Genomic DNA, 15,958 nt, shown 5'->3' with positions numbered 1-15,958 from the left:
AAGGTCGGGCCTGCTTGCCAGGCCGGTTAAAACAGCGGCTTGCGCTTCTTCATCACCTTGCGCGTTTTCATGGTGTAGAGCTCGGCTACACCGTCGCGCTGCAGGCTTACCTGCCACACGCCCATGGCCTCGCCAAGCCGGTAGCCGGTGGCCTGGTCGGCGGGATACTGCTTCTTAATAAGCGCGTAGTCGGCCGTCGAAATATCCTTGCCCACTTCGCCGTGGCAGCGCAGGCACAGCGCATCGCTGAGAGTGATAGGGCGCTGGTAGCTGAACGTTTCGGCGTCGAGGCGGCGCACCAGGTGGGCCGTGGTCGTGTCGGGGCGCAGCTGGGTCGCCGTGAGCCGGGCCTGGTTGTTTGGGTTGCGGGGGCGGCTGGTCCGGCGGCGCGGGGTGGCTTTAAGGATGCGGGCCAGCGAATCGGTGGAGGCGTAGGCTTCGGGCCGGCAGTAGGGGAGGGCCGCGGCTACGCCCCCGGCTTGCAGCCGGGTGGCGAGCTGGCGGCGCAGTTCCCGGTCGGCGGAGTAGGTCAGCGAGTCGCCGGCCCAGCGGGCGGCACGGAGCAGGGCGGCGGGCAGAATGCGCTTCACCACCATGTTTTCGAGGGTGGTGGCAATCTGCTTCCCATTTTTGATGTGCTCAATCTGGTCGGGGCGGCAGGCCGGCAGCAGCAACAGCAATAAGGCGACGGTACTGAACGCAGGGCCGGGGGCCCGAAAGCGGAAACGCATAGGAAGCAGGAAAAAGAAGCCCAATCGAAAAAGACACCCAACGCGGGCCAGGCTCAAAGATAAACCCGCGTCCGGGCCCGGGGGTTATCGGCCCAGCAGGTATTCCTTCAGCGCCGCGAAGTCAGCCGCCAGCCCTACGCTCTGCTTCTGGCGCGTCAGCAGTCCGTCCAGGGCTGTTGGTACGGGTACTTTGGCCGCTATAATCGGCTCCACCACGTCGTAGAACTTCACCGGGTGGGCCGTTTCCAGCACGATGCCCCGCGCCGTCGGGTGTTCCGCCAGATACTGCTGCCAAGCCGCGTACGCCACCGCCCCGTGCGGATCAAGCAGGTAGTGGTGCTGCTCATACACCGCCCGAATGGTGGCAGCCGTAGCGGCATCCGTCACGGAGTAGCCGCTGACGGTGGTGCGGATGGGCTCATAATCGTGCTGGAAGAGCTCCAGAATGCGGGCGAAGTTGCTAGGGTGACCCACGTCCATGGCGTTGGAAATGGTGGCCACGGCCGCTTTGGGCGTAAATTCCCCGCTCCGCAGATAGTCCGGCACGGCGTCGTTGGCGTTGCAGGCGGCCAGAAAGTGCCGGGCCGGCAGCCCCGAAACGTGGGCCAGCAGCCCGGCGCAGAGGTTGCCGAAATTACCGCTCGGAACGGAGAAAACCGGCGGCTCAATGTGGGGCCACTGCTGCAGGGCGTAGCAGTAGTAAATCTGCTGGGGCAGCCAGCGGGCCACGTTGATGGAGTTGGCCGAGGTAAGCACGTAGCGGCGGGCCAGGTCCGCGTCCGTAAAGGCCTGCTTCACCAGCCGCTGGCAGTCGTCGAAGGTGCCCTGCACTTCCAGGGCCGTAATGTTCCGGCCCAACGTCGTGAGCTGCAGCTCCTGCACCGGGCTGACCTTGCCCGCCGGATACAGGATGATGACTTCGACGCCTGCCACGCCCAGAAAGCCGCTGGCCACGGCCCCGCCGGTGTCGCCGGACGTGGCTACCAGAACCGTGACTTGCGCCTGACCCTGCCGGGAGAAGTAGCCCAGGCACCGGCTCATGAACCGCGCCCCTACGTCCTTGAAGGCCAGGGTGGGGCCGTGAAACAGCTCCAGGGCGCTGGTGCGGGCCGTCACCTCCACCAGCGGAAAATCGAAGTCCACGGCCTCCGCGCAGATCCGCCGCAGCACGTCCGCCGGGATAGTGTCGCCCACGTAGGGCTGCATTACGGCAAAGGCCACGGCGGCTTTATCCATAGTTTTCAGCTCGCGCAGAAAATCAGGGGAGAAGCGCGGAATGGTTGCCGGGAAGTACAGGCCGCCATCCGGGGCCTGGCCGGCAACAGTGGCCTGGCGAAAATCAACCGGGGGCGCTGCGTGGCGAAGACTGTAGTAGAGCATAGCAGAAAGGCTGACCCTCGTGCTGCGCCAGGCGCAGCGCGAGGGTCGTTTAGAAGGAAGAAGCCACCGGCACGGCGGCTTCCGCGGGCAGAATCCGGACCCCGTCGGGGTTGATGGTGCTCACGTAGGTGTGGAAGTCGAGGCCGGCCGCGCGGTATATTTCCTGCATCACGCTTTCGACCCGCTGCGCCGTGGCTTCGTCCCGGCTCAGCATAAAGATGGATGGGCCCGAACCGGAAATGCCGCCACCCAGCGCTCCGGCCGCTTTGCTCCGGGTTTTCACGGCGGCAAAGCACGGAATCAGAATGCTGCGCACGGGCTCGATAATCACGTCTTGCAGGGAGCGGCCAATCAGGTCGTAGTCCGATTGCAGCAGGCCCGCAATCAGGCCCCCCACGTTGCCCCACTGGATGATGGCGTCCCGGAGCAGAATCTGCTTTTTCAGAATCTGGCGGGCATCGGAAGTTTTCACCTCAATCTGCGGGTGCACCACCGTCACGAACAGCGGCGGGGCCGCAATCGGGATGATGTCGAGCGGGGTGGTGGAGCGGATCAGGGTGACGCCACCGTAGATGCAGGGCGCGATGTTGTCGGCGTGGCGCACCCCGGAGGCCACTTCCTCGCCGTAGGTGCCAAATTCCACCAGCTCGGCCGGGGAGAATATATTGCCCAGCAGCCGGTTGGCCCCCACTACGGCCCCGGCCGCGCTGGCGGCGCTGGACCCAATGCCGCTGCCGGGCCTGATGCCCTTGGTAATCTCTACCTCGAAGCCCACGTCGTCGGGTACGGCCCGCAGCAAAGCCAGCAGCGCCGCGCCGGCCACGTTGCGCGTCGGCTCCGTGGGCAGGTTGTAGTCGTCGCGGTTGATGATGACGACGCCCGGCTCAGTTGTCCGGCGCATCTTCATGGTGTCGTAGGGGTGGCTGAGGGCGAAGCCGAGCACGTCGAAGCCGCAGACGACGTTGGCCACCGTTCCGGGAGCCAGAATGGTGATGGTTTCGGCGGAAAAGGAAGCAGGATTCATAAGCGGAAATACAGGTAATGAAGCTGTTTAGAAAGTCAGGCAGTCTGTTATCCTGAGCAGAGCGCAGGACCTTATCCCGGCTGAACGCTACCCGCTCGCTGAACTACCAGGCGGGATAAGGACCTGCGCAAGCTCAGGATGACAAACGCTTAGAAAAACCGACTTTCCAAACTGCTTCAACAGCAGATCATGACGGTCTTATTGGAAAGTTCAATTAAACCCGGGCGGCGCGCATCATGTCGGCGAAGACGCCCGAAGCCGTAACGTCGGCCCCGGCTCCGGCTCCTTTTATCACCAGCGGCTGTTCGGGGTAGCGGTTGGTGTAGAAGAGCACCACGTTGTCCTTGCCCTTCAGCGTGTACAGGTCGTGGTCGGGGCCCACGGCCTGCAGGCCCACGGCGGCCTGACCACCCGCGTAGCGGGCCACGAAACGTAGCTTTTTGCCCGCCGCCGTAGCCTCGTCGTAGAGCTGGCGGAAGTGGCTTTCGTGCGCGGCCAGCTGCTCATAAAACGCGGCTACGTCGCCTTCCAGGCAGGACGCGGGCAGGAAAGAGGTGTTCTGGATGTCCGTCATTTCCAGGGCCACCCCGGCTTCGCGGGCCAGGATCAGAATCTTGCGGGCTACGTCGGTGCCGCTCAGGTCGAGGCGCGGGTCGGGCTCGGTGTAGCCTTCGTCCTGCGCCTGGCGCACTACTTCGGCAAACGGCCGGCGGCCATCGTAGTGGTTGAACACGAAGTTGAGCGTCCCCGAGAGCACTGCCTCGATGCGCTGCACCACGTCGCCACTGCGCAGCAGGTCGTTGAGCGTGCCGATGACGGGCAGGCCGGCTCCCACGTTGGTTTCAAACAGGAAGTTGGCGTTGAATTCCCGCGCCAGTCCTTTCAGCCGGGCGTAGGTACTGTAGGCCGACGAGCAGGCCACCTTGTTGCAGGCCACTACCGCCACGCTTTTCGCCAGCAGCGCCGCGTAGCAGCCGGCTACCTCGGCGCTGGCCGTCACGTCCACGAACACCGAGTTGCGCAGGTTCAGGGCGTGAATCTGTTCCACCAGCTGGTCGAGCCGGAACGCTTCGCCCCGGGCCAGCTCTTCCGGCCAGGTAGTGAGGTCGAGGCCGTTGGGGTCCAGCACGAACTGTCGGCTGTTGGCCAGGCCCACCACGCGCAGCTGGAGCTGGAGCTTGTCGAGGAGGTAGTGCTGCTGCTGCCGGAGCTGCTCCAGCAGCTTGCGGCCCACGTTGCCCACGCCCACCACAAACACGTTCACCTGCTTATACTCTACCTCGAAGAAGGCTTCGTGCAGCACGTTGATGGCCTTTTTAACATCGGCGGCCTGAATCACGGTCGAGATATTCTTCTCCGACGAGCCCTGGGCAATGGCGCGGATGTTTACCCCGTTGTGGCCCAGGGCCCCAAACAGGCGGCCGCTGATGCCGGGGTGGTTTTTCATGCTTTCCCCCACCAGCGCCACGATGGCAAGGCCGGTTTCCAGCCGCAGCGGCTCCAGGCGCCGCATATCGATTTCGTGGGCAAACTCGCCGTCCACTGCCGTTTTGGCTCTGGCGGCATCAGCCGCGCCCACGGCCACCGAAATCGAGTGCTCCGACGAGCTTTGGGTGATGAGGATGACGTTGACTCTTTCCCCGGCCAGGGCCCCAAACAGCCGCTTGGAGAACCCCGGAATGCCGATCATGCCGCTGCCTTCGAGGTTGAGCATGGTCAGGTTGCTGATGCTGGAAATGCCGCGGACCACATCGTGGTTTTGGGGCGGAGCCACTTCTACCAGCGTACCGTGGTCGGCGGGGGCGAAGGTGTTCTTGATCCAGAGGGGAATACCCTGGTGCATCACCGGCTGAATAGTGGGCGGATAAAGCACCTTGGCCCCGAAGTGCGACAGCTCCATGGCCTCCTGGTAGGAAATGTGCGGAATGGGCCGGGCGTGGCGCACCAGGCGCGGGTCAGCCGTCATCATCCCGCTCACGTCGGTCCAGATTTCGAGCCGGCGGGCCCGGAGCGCTGCCGCGTAAATGGCCCCGCTGTAGTCGGAGCCGCCGCGGCCCAGCGTGGTGGTGGTCCCACTGGCATCGGCGGCAATAAAGCCCGGCACTAGGTAGATAGGCGCGGGCGTAGCCGCCAGGAAGTCGTGGATCTGCTGATTGGTCGTATCGAAATCGACCTCGGCGAAGCCAAAGCGGGAGTTGGTGCGGATCAGCTGCCGGCTGTCCTGCCAGGCGTGGGCGATGCCCAGGCTCCGGAGCCGCTCCGTTACCAGCTGCGACGACATCAGCTCCCCAAAGCTCATCAGCCGGTCCAGGGTGCGCGCCGACAGCTCCCCGAGGGCAAACACGCTGTCGCAAATGGCCTCCAGCTCGTTGCAGCGCTGCTTGATCTGGCTCAGGGCCGCGCTCCGGGTAGCCACCGGAATCAGCTCCTGCACCGCCGTCAGGTGGCGCTGCTCGATGTGGCGCAGGCGGTCCTGGTAGGCTTCGTTGCCGGCTTCCGCCAGCTGTCCGGCTTCGATGAGGGCGTCGGTGATGCCGCCCAGGGCCGACAGCACGACGACGACGGTATCGTGCCGGGCCGCCGTGGCCACGATGTCAATTACCTGATTGATAGCCGCCGCGTTGGCGACGGAAGTACCGCCGAATTTTAAGACCTGCATAACCGCTGATGTAAAAAGCGCATGAAAAAGCCCGCTTCGTCCGGCCGCATTCCTGAGAATGCGGGGGGCGGCGGGCTGCTGACTCGAAAAAGAAGAGGCGAAGGTTGGGCAGCCCGCTACCGGGTCGTGACCATGGGTGTGGGCGGGACTGCGGCGGTAGCGGTCAGGGCGAGGGGAAAGCGGCTGGCGGCGGGCTGAGGCATCTGCGCGGGGGTTAGACCGCCAAAGTAGTAAAATATGTTGGCCAAGCCAGTGCTGAGCAAATATAACCGTGGGCCGGCAGCTAACTGGCCGGAATACGGGGCCGGTTTCGTGGTGTTAGATTCCGTATCTTTGGGCTCTAATACAACTCTCTGAAGGCAAGATGCTAGATAAACTGGAAGCCATTCGCCAGCGCTACGAAGACGTCAACGAACAGCTGATGCAGCCCGAGGCCATGAGCGACATGAAGCGCTACAAGTCTCTGAACAAGGAATACAAGGACCTCGGCAAAATCGTGGTGGAGTACCGCCGCTACCAGGAGGTGCTGTCGAATATTGAAGGCGCCCGCGAAGTTATTTCCACCGAGAAGGACGAAGACTTCCGCCAGATGGCCAAGGACGAGCTGGAAGGCCTGCTGCCCGAGCAGGAGCGCCTCGAAACCGTTATCAAAGACCTGCTGCTGCCCCGCGACCCCAACGACTCCAAGGATATCATCATGGAAATCCGGGCCGGCGCGGGCGGCGACGAAGCGGCTATTTTCGCCGGCGACCTGCAGCGCATGTACATGCGCTACGCCGAAAAGCAGGGCCTGAAGATGGACCTGATTGATGCTACCGAAGGCACCAGCGGCGGCTACAAGGAAATTATCCTGGCCGTGAAGGGCGAGGATGTGTACGGTAAGCTCAAGTTTGAAAGCGGCGTGCACCGCGTGCAGCGCGTGCCGGCCACCGAAACCCAGGGCCGCATTCACACCTCGGTGGCCTCCATCGTGGTGATGCCCGAAGCGGAGGAGCTGGACGTGCAGATCGACATGAACGACGTGCGCAAGGACCTGTTTATGTCGTCGGGCCCCGGCGGGCAGTCGGTCAACACGACCTACTCGGCCGTGCGCCTGACTCACCTGCCCACCGGCCTTGTGGCCCAGTGCCAGGACCAGAAGTCGCAGCTCAAAAACTTCGATAAAGCCCTGCAGGTACTTCGCTCGCGCATCTACGAAATTGAGCTGGCCAAGAAAAACGAGGCCGAAGGAGCCCAGCGCAAGAGCATGATCGGCAGCGGCGACCGCAGCGACAAAATCCGCACCTACAACTACCCCCAGGGCCGCGTGACGGACCACCGCATCGGCTACACGGTGCACAACCTGGCCAGCGTGATGGAAGGCAACATCGACGACTTCGTGGAGCAGCTGCGCATCGCCGAAAGCGCGGAGCGGCTGAAGGAAGGCGTTTCGTAATCTATTCGTTTTTGGTGATTGGTTTTTGGTTTTTCGTCGTTGAGGGTGACCGGAGTAAACGGCCCGCCCGGGCGACGGGCCACAAACCAAAAACCACCCACCAGAAACCAATTATGCGCTACCTGTTACCCCTGCTGCTCGTGTTGTCGGCTCTGCTCACGCTGCTGCCGGGCTGCGAGCCCAAGGAAAACCTGCTGACGACGGATCCGGGGGCCACGCTGGAGTTTTCGAGCGACACGGTCCTGTTCGATACTGTTTTCACGCAGGTGGGTACGGTAACGAAGCGCTTGTGGGTATACAACCGCAACCGCCGGGCCGTGAAGGTGGAGCAGATTACGCTGGCGAATCCCGGCGGCTCCCCCTATTCCCTCGTCATCGCTGGCGACGAAGGACCGGCGGCCAACAACGTGGAAATTAAAGGCGGGGATAGTCTGCAGATTCTGGTGCGCGCCCGGCTCGGCCCGGGCCAGCAAACCCAGGATAAGCCATTTCTGGTGGAAGACCAGCTGAAGTTCCGCACCAACGGCAACGACCAGGCCGTGCGGCTGATTTCCTACGGCCGCGACGCCTACTTCCACCGCAACGAGGTGCTGCCCTGCATCGGGGAATGGAAAAACGACAAGCCCCACGTCATCTTCGGCGCGGTGCTGGTCAAGCAAGGGTGCATCCTCACCATGCTGCCCGGCACGCGGGTGTACTCGCACGCCGGGGCCGCCATCATCGTGAAGGGGACGCTGCGCGTGAACCCGGATTTTAAGCCGACCAGCGAGCTGAAGGCCGATGACCGCAATATCGTGCGCTTTGCCGCCGACCGTCTGGAGCCGTTCTACGACGAGGTGCCGGGCCAGTGGGCCGGCATCCAGTTCGATTCGACCAGCCGCAACAACGTGGTGCGCTACGCCGAAATCAAGAATGCCTCCTTTGGCCTGCTGGTCTACAATCCGGGCAACCAGGAGCCCCGCCCCTCGGTAACGGTGGAGAATACGGTGATCAGGAATATTTCCGGGGCCACTATCTCCTTCGCCAACGGAGGGCAGGGGTTCGACGGCGCCGGCATCTTCAGCTTCTCCGGGGATTTCGTGCTGCGCAACTGCCTGCTGACCAACTGCGGGGAGTATGCCATCCGGGGCATTGGCGGGGGGCGCTACGACCTCAACTTCTGCACCATTGCCAACTACACGCCCCAGTTCCGGCGCGAAACCAACTCCCTGGCCTTCACCAACGAAGCCGTCCGGTCGACCCTGGCCAACCCGATTCAGACCAGCGTCACGATTCAGAACTCCATTGTCTGGGGTTCGATAGAAGACGAGCTGGTGTTTGAGAACAACGGCACCCGGTACCCGATTGCTATTCAGAACAGCATCCTGCGCACCAAGGCCTACCGCACCACGCTGAACGTCAACGACAACCTGATCAACGTCGACCCCAAGTTTAAGCGGCCCGCCGGCGGGGGCTTTGCCAACCGGTTCGACTACCGCCTCGATACTCTTTCCCCGGCCAGCAACCGGCCCGCCCGCGGCGCCCGGCTCGACTACGACCTGCGCAATGTGGAGCGCGGCCCGGCGCCTGACCTGGGCGCTTACGAACGCAAAAACCCGTAATAGTCTGGTGCTTGGTGCTTGGTGCCTGGTTGTGGGTGGTTGGTGCTGGTGCGGTGGGTTAAGTCGTCTGTCATCCTGAGCAGAGCGAAGGACCTTCCTCTTCAGCAATGCCAGGCCCTGCTCAATGCCTTTCCTGTCCGCCCGACGGACAAGCTGCTTTGCTCCTTTTAGGAGGTGTGCGCTTCACTCCGGGGAAGGTCCTTCGCTTTGCTCAGGATGACAAACGACAAAAAACGAGGCACTACGCACCAAGCACCAAACACTAAGCACCAAAATGACCTGGATTCAGAAACGCCTGCGCCTGCCGGCCGTGCGGCGGGGCTTTCACCTCATCACCGATCTGCTGGTAGCCGAGCTGCCCGAGCTGGAGCAGCTGAAGGTGGGCACGGCGCATTTTTTCATTCAGCACACCTCAGCCAGCCTCAGCCTGAATGAAAATGCCGACCCCACGGTACGCCACGATTTCGAGGAGTTCTTCAACCGTACCGCGCCCGAGAATGCCCCTTACTTCCATCACACCCAGGAAGGCCCCGATGATATGCCCGCGCACCTGAAAGCGGCGCTGCTGGGCGCATCCGTCACCATCCCGATTACGAATGGAGAGCTGGCGCTGGGCACCTGGCAGGGAATCTACCTGGGGGAGCACCGCAACCACGGCGGCCGGCGCTGGGTGGTCGTCACGCTCATGGGGGAGTAGCCGGCTGAGCGTTTACAGCACCCGTGCCGTAGCCGAGTAGCGCAGGGTATCGAACAGCACCAGCTTTTGCAGGCCCTCGACCCGGTAGCTGCGGAGCTTGCCCGCCAGGCAGGTGAAAACCAGCTTTTTGCGCGAGAAGAACAGCGGGTTGTCCTGGGTAAGAACAGCGGATATCTCCCGCACGGCCGGGCCGCTGAAAATCACGGCCAGCCGCTCCACGGCATTCTCAATGCCGGGCTTGCGCACGTAGGTCTGCTGCGTGCCCTGGGCAGTCTGCACGGGCGGCAAAACCGAGTAAGCGCCCCGCAGCGCCGACTTGTTGATGTCGGCCTGGTAGAAAATCTGCAGCTCCTTGCTCCAGTCGACGCGCGGCACGCGGGCGGTTTCCGGCTGACCGTCGCGGAGCTGCACCTGCTTTTCCACCGCTGGGTTCTGCTGCTTCAGTAAGGCCGTTTGGACATCGAGCAGGCCTTTCACGTCGAAATAAAGGGGCTTGCGAACTGGCTGCCCCGGCCGCGCCGCGTTATCCGGCCCGCAGGCTCCGGCTACTACCAGCAGGCCTGCCGCCAGCCAGCGGCTACGCATTCGTCGGGGTATTGGCCAGGGCCGCATCGGCGTGCAGCAACGACTGGCCCGTCATATCGGCGGGCTGGGCAATGCCCATCAGCTCCAGAATAGTGGGCGCGATGTCGCCGAGCTTACCATCGGCCAGGGTGCCCTGGTAGTCGTTGTCGGCCAGGATACAGGGCACCAGGTTGGTGGTGTGGGCCGTGTTGGGCGTACCGTTGGGGTTCAGCATCACCTCGGCATTACCATGGTCGGCAATGATGATGCAGGCATAGTTGTTGGCCAGGGCGGCCTCTACCACGTCGCGGGCGCAGGTGTCGGTCGTTTCTACGGCTTTCACTACTGCGTCGAACACGCCGGTATGGCCCACCATGTCGGGGTTGGCGAAGTTGAGCACGATAAAGTCGGCCGACCGGGCCTGGAGTTCCGGCACCAGGGCGTCGCGCAGGTCAAAGGCGCTCATTTCGGGCTGCAGGTCGTAGGTGGCTACTTTGGGGGAGGCCCGCATGATGCGGGTTTCGCCCGCGAATTCGGTTTCCTGGCCGCCGCTGAAGAAGAACGTGACGTGGGGGTACTTTTCCGTTTCGGCCATCCGGATCTGCGTCTTGCCGTGGGCGGCCAGCACTTCACCCAGGGTGTTGGTCAGGTTGTCTTTGTCGAATATCGGCGTGACGCCCACAAACGTGGCGTCGTAGTTCGTCATGGTGAGGTAGTGCAGGTTCAGCCGGTGCATCTGGAAGGCGTGGAAATCCTGCTGCGTCAGGGCCTGAGTGATTTCCCGGCCCCGGTCGGTGCGGAAGTTGAAGCAGATGACCACGTCGCCTTCCTGAATCGTGGCCAACGGCTGGCCATCGGCTCCGACTTTCACGATGGGCTTCAGAAACTCATCCGTCACGCCCTCCTTGTAGGAATCGAGCATGCTCTGAATCAGGTTCTGCGAGGGCGTACCTTGGGCGTTTACCAGCAGGTCGTAAGCCACTTTCACCCGTTCCCAGCGGTTGTCGCGGTCCATGGCATAGTAACGGCCCACGATGGAGGCAATCTTGGCCCCGCTGCGTTCCAGGTATTGCTCCAGATCATTCACATAGTTCACGCCGCCCTTGGGGTCGGTGTCGCGGCCATCCGTGAAAGCGTGGATGAACACTTTGTGCACGTCGGCGTCGTGGGCCAGGGTGCAGAGGGCTTCGAGGTGGTCGATGTGGGAATGCACGCCGCCATCGGAGAGCAGGCCGATGAAATGGACGCTCTTGCCATTGACCCGGGCGTACTCAAACGCCTTTTCCAGCGCGGGCATGGTGCCCAGCTTCCGCTCGCGGATGGCTTTGTTGATGCGCACCAGATCCTGGTACACCACCCGGCCGGCCCCGATGTTCATGTGGCCCACTTCGGAGTTGCCCATCTGACCGTCGGGCAGCCCCACGGCTTCGCCCGAAGCCTGCAGCTTGCTGTGCGGGAAGCGTTGGAAGAGCGAATCCACAAAGGGGGTCTGCGCTTTGTCTACCGCCGACACGTCCTTGTTCTGCGCTAAACCCCAACCGTCCAGAATCACCAACACTACCTGTTTGTTCATAGCGGCAAAGATAGGGGCCAAGGCCCGGAACGTACGCATTTAGTTAGTTTGTGTTCATTTACGTTATCTTGACCCCTGGGCGGTTCAGCCGCCGGAATGTTTTATTCTTAGGGCTCTCTTGGCATAGTTTTAGCAAACAGGATCAGGCATTCCTTACTCTAGTATGAAACGTAACTTCCTTCACGCATTGGCCCTGGTCTGGCTCATGCTTCTTTCCCTGACGGTAAGCGCCCAGGGGGAGGCTTTCGCTCCGGTGCGCAACGCTATCCGGGGCGGCTCTTCCAGGGAGCTGGCGCAGTATTTCGGCTCTACCGTAGAGCTGAGCTTCGACGGCGACAAGCAGAGCTACAGCGCCACGCAGGCGGAGTTCGTGATGAAGGACTTCTTTGCCAAGCAAGCCCCCGCCAGCTTCGATTTCGTACACTACGGGGGCAGCAATGAAGGTACCCCCTACGCGGTAGGCAAGTACGTGAGCAAAAGCGGCGCTTACCGCATGTTCGTCAAGATGAAGTCGGCGAAGGGCGCCCTGGTAGTGGACACCATCGATTTCACCAAGGAATAAGCATTTGCCCGACTGGCGGATACCGCTGGCCGTTGGCTACCAGGCCTTCTTCTACATAGGTTGCCTCGGGTTAGAACTCCCGCATTTCAGCTTTCTTCCCAAAGGCCCCGGCGCAAGTCGGGGCCTTTGTCTATTTTTGCATTGTGCAAAACGCTCCTTACCTAACCCCGGAAGCTCTCTCTACCTTTATTCGTACGGCTCTGGCCGAAGATATCGGCGACGGCGACCATTCTTCGCTGGCTTCCATCCCTGCCGGGGCCCGCAACCGCGCCCATCTTTTAGTGAAAGGCGAAGGCGTACTGGCCGGCGTTGAGCTGGCCCACCTCATCTTCCGCGAAGTAGATCCGGCGCTGCGCGTGGAGCAGCACCTCACCGACGGAGTCCGCGTACAGCACGGCGATGTCGCCTTTATCGTGGAAGGGAAGTCGCAAAGCATCCTGACTGCTGAGCGGCTGGTCCTCAACTGCATGCAGCGCATGAGCGCCATTGCCACGGCCACCGCCCACCTCACCAGCCTGCTGGCCGGCACCAAAGCCAAGCTGCTCGATACCCGTAAAACCACGCCTAACTTTCGCCTCTGCGAGAAGTGGGCCGTGCTCATTGGCGGCGGCGTAAATCACCGCTACGGTCTTTTCGATGGCATCATTCTCAAGGACAACCACGTCGATTTCGCTGGCGGTATCCGGCCGGCTATCGACGCGACCCAGGCCTATCTGGCCCGCACCGGCCGCCAACTGTCCATCGTAGTGGAAACCCGTACCCTGGCCGAAGTACAGCAGGTGCTGGATACCGGCGGCATCGACCGGATTATGCTCGATAACATGGCCCCCGCGCGGTTGCGTGAAGCCGTGAGCCTGATTGCGGGGCGTTTCCCGACGGAAGCCTCCGGCGGCATCACCGAGCAGACCATTGCGGAAGTAGCCAGCACCGGCGTCGACTTCATTTCCGTGGGAGCCCTGACGCACTCCGTGAAAAGCCTGGACCTGAGCCTGAAAGCCTTTTAAAGATGTTTTCAATGGGGTAGAATGTGCTAATGTGGAAATGTGATTGAATGTGCTTGTGGAAAAAACAAAGCCATTCCCCCATCAGCACATTCTGCCCCATCAGCACATTCTGCCCCATCAGCACATCAGCACATTCCCCCATCAGCACATTACAGTTCAATGCAACAACCTAATCAACGCGGGGGCTACCGCCAGGCACAGGGCCAGGGTCCAACCCCGATGGCCATCCGGACCAAAAAATACCAGCTCAGCACCGATACCTACACGCGGATGGCCATGACGCAGGTGTGGAAAAAAGAATGGTGGTACGCCCTTGTTCCCTTTGCCGTGGGCCTGCTACCGGCCGCCATCTGGCCTTCGTGGTGGTGGCTGGGGCTGGCTTTGCTGCTCACGCTGCTGTACGTGCTGCTCCGGTCGGCCCAGATCACCGGCGTGGCTCAGATGGAACAGAGTAAAGCCCTGTTTGAGCGCATGAACTACGAAATAGACAACCGCCAGATTCTACTGCGCCTGAACGAAACCAAAGGCATGGGCCTCACCTGGGACATGATCGGCAAAGCCCGCCGCGATGCTGATGCCTACCTGCTCTGGCTCCAGCCGCCCGCGGCGGCCGAAGACCTGAAAGGCTTCCGGGGCTGGCTGGGCCGTACGTTCACCGTGCCGGTGTTCCTGCACCTGCCCCTGCGCATCTTCAACTCGCCCAACGACATCAAGCTGTTCGATTCGATGCTGCGGCGCAAAAATCTGCTGCCCGCGCTGGAGGCTCCCGCTGCGGCGGGGCCGGCCGCCGGTGGTCCATCGGCCGCGTAACTTTTAGCGCCGTCGGCAGGTATCCATTGCTCAGGGAGAACTGACGGCCCCCCCGGCGGGGTATTTATTTCCCCGTGGGTACTTTTGCGCACTACCAGCCCGTGGTGCTCCTCAATCCCGGCCGCCTGACGGCTGTTTAACTGCTTACAACCCATGACTAAGAACTTTTTGCTCTCCGGCCTGGCCCTGGCTACGCTTACCCTGAACGCGTGCAGCAGCGAACCTTCGGATTACCGTGCGGATAAGAAAGTGTCCATCGACATGGTGCCACCCGGCACCCGCAGCTCCGAGAACTACGACCATGGTACGGCTTCCGAACCGCACCAGGCCAAAGGCGGGGCCATTGCCCAGCCGATCAGCACCAATACCGCCGTGGATGAGTCGGATGTGAACGTGCGCAACAAGCCGGCGGCCGAACAGACCATAAGCGCCAACGCGGAAGAAGTGGAGCGTACGAAAAAAGGCTCGGATGCCACCAAAATCAAAGCCGAAATTAATAAGATGCCCGCTGACACTACGGGCAACCAACGGGAAAAGAACTAGTAGTTGACGATTAGCGGGTTAACCTATCTGTAGCTGCCGTTGGCCCGGGGGCGGCGGCAGCTATCATTTGGGGCGGCTGACACTACCGGGTTCGACCGGTGGCCGCAACCCACGCTGGTTTTTGGCGGTGTTGCGCCAACGCGTCATCTTTTTCCGCTCAGCGCGGGCGTTATGCCCGGTACAAGCTGACGATTTCCTTATTTCCTGCTGATGCCAACCGAAACCGAATGGTTTAGTACGTGGTTCGATTCGCCTTACTACCACCTGCTGTACCGCGACCGGAACCACCAGGAAGCGCAGGGCTTTATCGACGCGCTACTGGAGCATCTGCGCCCGAAACCCGCCGCGCGCCTGCTGGATCTGGCTTGTGGTAAAGGGCGGCACGCCATCTACCTGAGTGAAAAGGGCTACGCGGTTACCGGCGTGGATCTTTCGCCGGAGAGCATTGCCTACGCCCGGCAGTTTGAACAGCCGCAGCTGCATTTCGAGGTGCACGATATGCGGGATGGGCTGCCCTGGGGCCCGTTCGATCTGATTTTCAACCTGTTTACGAGCTTTGGCTACTTCGCCGAGGAAACTGAAAACGTGGTGGCGCTGCGCTCCGCGGCTGCGGCCTTGCGGCCGGGCGGCAAAATGGTTATTGATTTCATGAACACCGAGCGGACGGTATCCGGGTTGGTCCTCCACGAGGAAAAGGTCGTCGATGGCATCCAGTTCGACCTGCGCCGTCATCTCGACAAGGACTTCATTGTGAAGGAAATTCGCTTCACGGATGGGGCCGGGCAGGAGCACCACTTTGAAGAGCGGGTGCGGGCCTTACGCCGTGAGCAGTTCGAGGAATACTTCCAAATGGCGGGCCTCCGCCTGGCTGAAATCCTGGGCGACTACCACCTCTCACCCTACGACGAGCTCACCAGCCCCCGCATGATTTTCGTGCTGAAGAAATAGAGGTTAATGGGAATAATGTGCTAATGCGGAAATGTGAATAATGTGCTGATGGGAGTAATGTGCTGATGGGAGTAATGTGCTGATGGGAGTAATGTGCTGATGTGCTGATGTGCTGATGTGCTAATGTGCTAATGGGCCGCTGGGCACAATGTGAACAATGGGCTGATGCGGGTCAACGTGTCAACGAACTTGTCAGGGCCTTGCTGATACGGTCATTGCAGCAAATCAGCACATTTCCGCATTATCACATCAGCACATTTCCACATCAGCACATCACCACATCAGCACATTTCCACATCAGCACATTATTCCCATTAACCCATCAGCACATTAACCCATCAGCACATTTCCACATTAGTGGTCGAGAAACCTTATTGGGTCGGGTATAATTTAGCGAGTTTGATGCGGGCATCCGCCGTTTTGAATT

Annotated in this window: 14 protein-coding genes; 8 read left to right on the top strand and 6 right to left on the bottom strand. The window is 61.5% G+C overall.

Translation table 11 applies throughout. The annotated features are described in order from the left end of the window. Nucleotides 1–26: 26 nt before the first annotated feature. The 4 genes from ABD833_RS18120 to thrA form a co-directional block, all read right to left on the bottom strand. Nucleotides 27–731 (bottom strand): c-type heme family protein, encoded by a 705-nt coding sequence (locus tag ABD833_RS18120; RefSeq protein WP_345074926.1) that lies wholly within the window; start codon nucleotides 729–731, stop codon nucleotides 27–29. A gap of 84 nt (nucleotides 732–815) precedes the next feature. Next, nucleotides 816–2,111 carry a threonine synthase gene (gene thrC, locus ABD833_RS18115; protein ID WP_345074925.1) on the bottom strand — a complete coding sequence of 432 codons (1,296 nt, stop codon included), beginning with the start codon at nucleotides 2,109–2,111 and terminating at the stop codon, nucleotides 816–818. A gap of 49 nt (nucleotides 2,112–2,160) precedes the next feature. Beyond that, nucleotides 2,161–3,135: a homoserine kinase gene (locus ABD833_RS18110; RefSeq protein WP_345074923.1), complete on the bottom strand. Its 975-nt coding sequence runs from the start codon at nucleotides 3,133–3,135 to the stop codon at nucleotides 2,161–2,163. 214 nt (nucleotides 3,136–3,349) lie between these two features. Then, on the bottom strand, nucleotides 3,350–5,794 hold the full coding sequence (thrA, locus tag ABD833_RS18105) for a bifunctional aspartate kinase/homoserine dehydrogenase I (RefSeq protein WP_345074922.1): 2,445 nt from the start codon (nucleotides 5,792–5,794) through the stop codon (nucleotides 3,350–3,352). Nucleotides 5,795–6,158: 364 nt separating this feature from the next. Between thrA and prfA the strand changes: the two genes are divergently transcribed. The 3 genes from prfA to ABD833_RS18090 all read left to right on the top strand — a co-directional run bounded on the left by prfA (nucleotide 6,159) and on the right by ABD833_RS18090 (nucleotide 9,527). Next, nucleotides 6,159–7,229, top strand: a complete 1,071-nt coding sequence (gene prfA, locus ABD833_RS18100) for a peptide chain release factor 1 (RefSeq protein WP_345074921.1) — start codon at nucleotides 6,159–6,161, stop codon at nucleotides 7,227–7,229. A 113-nt stretch (nucleotides 7,230–7,342) separates the two neighbouring features. After that, the gene (locus ABD833_RS18095; RefSeq protein WP_345074920.1) at nucleotides 7,343–8,830 is read left to right on the top strand and encodes a hypothetical protein; all 1,488 of its coding nucleotides are present in this window, start codon (nucleotides 7,343–7,345) and stop codon (nucleotides 8,828–8,830) included. Between the two features lie 274 nt (nucleotides 8,831–9,104). Beyond that, nucleotides 9,105–9,527 (top strand): secondary thiamine-phosphate synthase enzyme YjbQ, encoded by a 423-nt coding sequence (locus ABD833_RS18090; protein ID WP_345074919.1) that lies wholly within the window; start codon nucleotides 9,105–9,107, stop codon nucleotides 9,525–9,527. A gap of 12 nt (nucleotides 9,528–9,539) precedes the next feature. Here the strand turns inward: ABD833_RS18090 and ABD833_RS18085 are convergent, their stop codons facing one another. Both ABD833_RS18085 and gpmI read right to left on the bottom strand, forming a co-directional pair. Then, nucleotides 9,540–10,112: a hypothetical protein gene (locus ABD833_RS18085; protein ID WP_345074918.1), complete on the bottom strand. Its 573-nt coding sequence runs from the start codon at nucleotides 10,110–10,112 to the stop codon at nucleotides 9,540–9,542. Beyond that, nucleotides 10,105–11,664, bottom strand: a complete 1,560-nt coding sequence (gpmI, locus tag ABD833_RS18080) for a 2,3-bisphosphoglycerate-independent phosphoglycerate mutase (protein WP_345074916.1) — start codon at nucleotides 11,662–11,664, stop codon at nucleotides 10,105–10,107. Before gpmI ends, ABD833_RS18085 begins: the two co-directional genes overlap by 8 nt. Nucleotides 11,665–11,827: 163 nt before the next feature. Here gpmI and ABD833_RS18075 point away from each other — a divergent pair, with 163 nt between their 5' ends. From ABD833_RS18075 to ABD833_RS18055, 5 genes are all read left to right on the top strand, one after another. Beyond that, nucleotides 11,828–12,226: a DUF4783 domain-containing protein gene (locus ABD833_RS18075; RefSeq protein ID WP_345074915.1), complete on the top strand. Its 399-nt coding sequence runs from the start codon at nucleotides 11,828–11,830 to the stop codon at nucleotides 12,224–12,226. Between the two features lie 143 nt (nucleotides 12,227–12,369). Continuing rightward, nucleotides 12,370–13,230: a carboxylating nicotinate-nucleotide diphosphorylase gene (gene nadC / locus ABD833_RS18070; protein ID WP_345074914.1), complete on the top strand. Its 861-nt coding sequence runs from the start codon at nucleotides 12,370–12,372 to the stop codon at nucleotides 13,228–13,230. Between the two features lie 159 nt (nucleotides 13,231–13,389). Beyond that, nucleotides 13,390–14,040 carry a hypothetical protein gene (locus tag ABD833_RS18065; protein WP_345074913.1) on the top strand — a complete coding sequence of 217 codons (651 nt, stop codon included), beginning with the start codon at nucleotides 13,390–13,392 and terminating at the stop codon, nucleotides 14,038–14,040. A gap of 153 nt (nucleotides 14,041–14,193) precedes the next feature. Continuing rightward, nucleotides 14,194–14,583, top strand: coding sequence for a hypothetical protein (locus ABD833_RS18060; RefSeq protein WP_345074912.1), 390 nt, complete (start codon nucleotides 14,194–14,196; stop codon nucleotides 14,581–14,583). Nucleotides 14,584–14,793: 210 nt separating this feature from the next. Further along, the gene (locus ABD833_RS18055) at nucleotides 14,794–15,531 is read left to right on the top strand and encodes an SAM-dependent methyltransferase (RefSeq protein ID WP_345074911.1); all 738 of its coding nucleotides are present in this window, start codon (nucleotides 14,794–14,796) and stop codon (nucleotides 15,529–15,531) included. Nucleotides 15,532–15,958 lie beyond the last annotated feature (427 nt).

Origin of the sequence: Hymenobacter fastidiosus, assembly GCF_039539565.1 — a bacterium.
Lineage (GTDB): Bacteria > Bacteroidota > Bacteroidia > Cytophagales > Hymenobacteraceae > Hymenobacter > Hymenobacter fastidiosus.
Note: the sequence above shows the minus strand (reverse complement) of the source record. Positions and strands in the feature narration are given on the sequence as shown.

Coding starts and splice junctions, on each gene's coding strand:
- ABD833_RS18120 (WP_345074926.1), bottom strand. CDS start 731: ATGCGTTTCCGCTTTCGGGCCCCCGGCCCTGCGTTCAGTACCGTCGCC.
- thrC (WP_345074925.1), bottom strand. CDS start 2,111: ATGCTCTACTACAGTCTTCGCCACGCAGCGCCCCCGGTTGATTTTCGC.
- ABD833_RS18110 (WP_345074923.1), bottom strand. CDS start 3,135: ATGAATCCTGCTTCCTTTTCCGCCGAAACCATCACCATTCTGGCTCCC.
- thrA (WP_345074922.1), bottom strand. CDS start 5,794: ATGCAGGTCTTAAAATTCGGCGGTACTTCCGTCGCCAACGCGGCGGCT.
- prfA (WP_345074921.1), top strand. CDS start 6,159: ATGCTAGATAAACTGGAAGCCATTCGCCAGCGCTACGAAGACGTCAAC.
- ABD833_RS18095 (WP_345074920.1), top strand. CDS start 7,343: ATGCGCTACCTGTTACCCCTGCTGCTCGTGTTGTCGGCTCTGCTCACG.
- ABD833_RS18090 (WP_345074919.1), top strand. CDS start 9,105: ATGACCTGGATTCAGAAACGCCTGCGCCTGCCGGCCGTGCGGCGGGGC.
- ABD833_RS18085 (WP_345074918.1), bottom strand. CDS start 10,112: ATGCGTAGCCGCTGGCTGGCGGCAGGCCTGCTGGTAGTAGCCGGAGCC.
- gpmI (WP_345074916.1), bottom strand. CDS start 11,664: ATGAACAAACAGGTAGTGTTGGTGATTCTGGACGGTTGGGGTTTAGCG.
- ABD833_RS18075 (WP_345074915.1), top strand. CDS start 11,828: ATGAAACGTAACTTCCTTCACGCATTGGCCCTGGTCTGGCTCATGCTT.
- ABD833_RS18065 (WP_345074913.1), top strand. CDS start 13,390: ATGCAACAACCTAATCAACGCGGGGGCTACCGCCAGGCACAGGGCCAG.
- ABD833_RS18060 (WP_345074912.1), top strand. CDS start 14,194: ATGACTAAGAACTTTTTGCTCTCCGGCCTGGCCCTGGCTACGCTTACC.
- ABD833_RS18055 (WP_345074911.1), top strand. CDS start 14,794: ATGCCAACCGAAACCGAATGGTTTAGTACGTGGTTCGATTCGCCTTAC.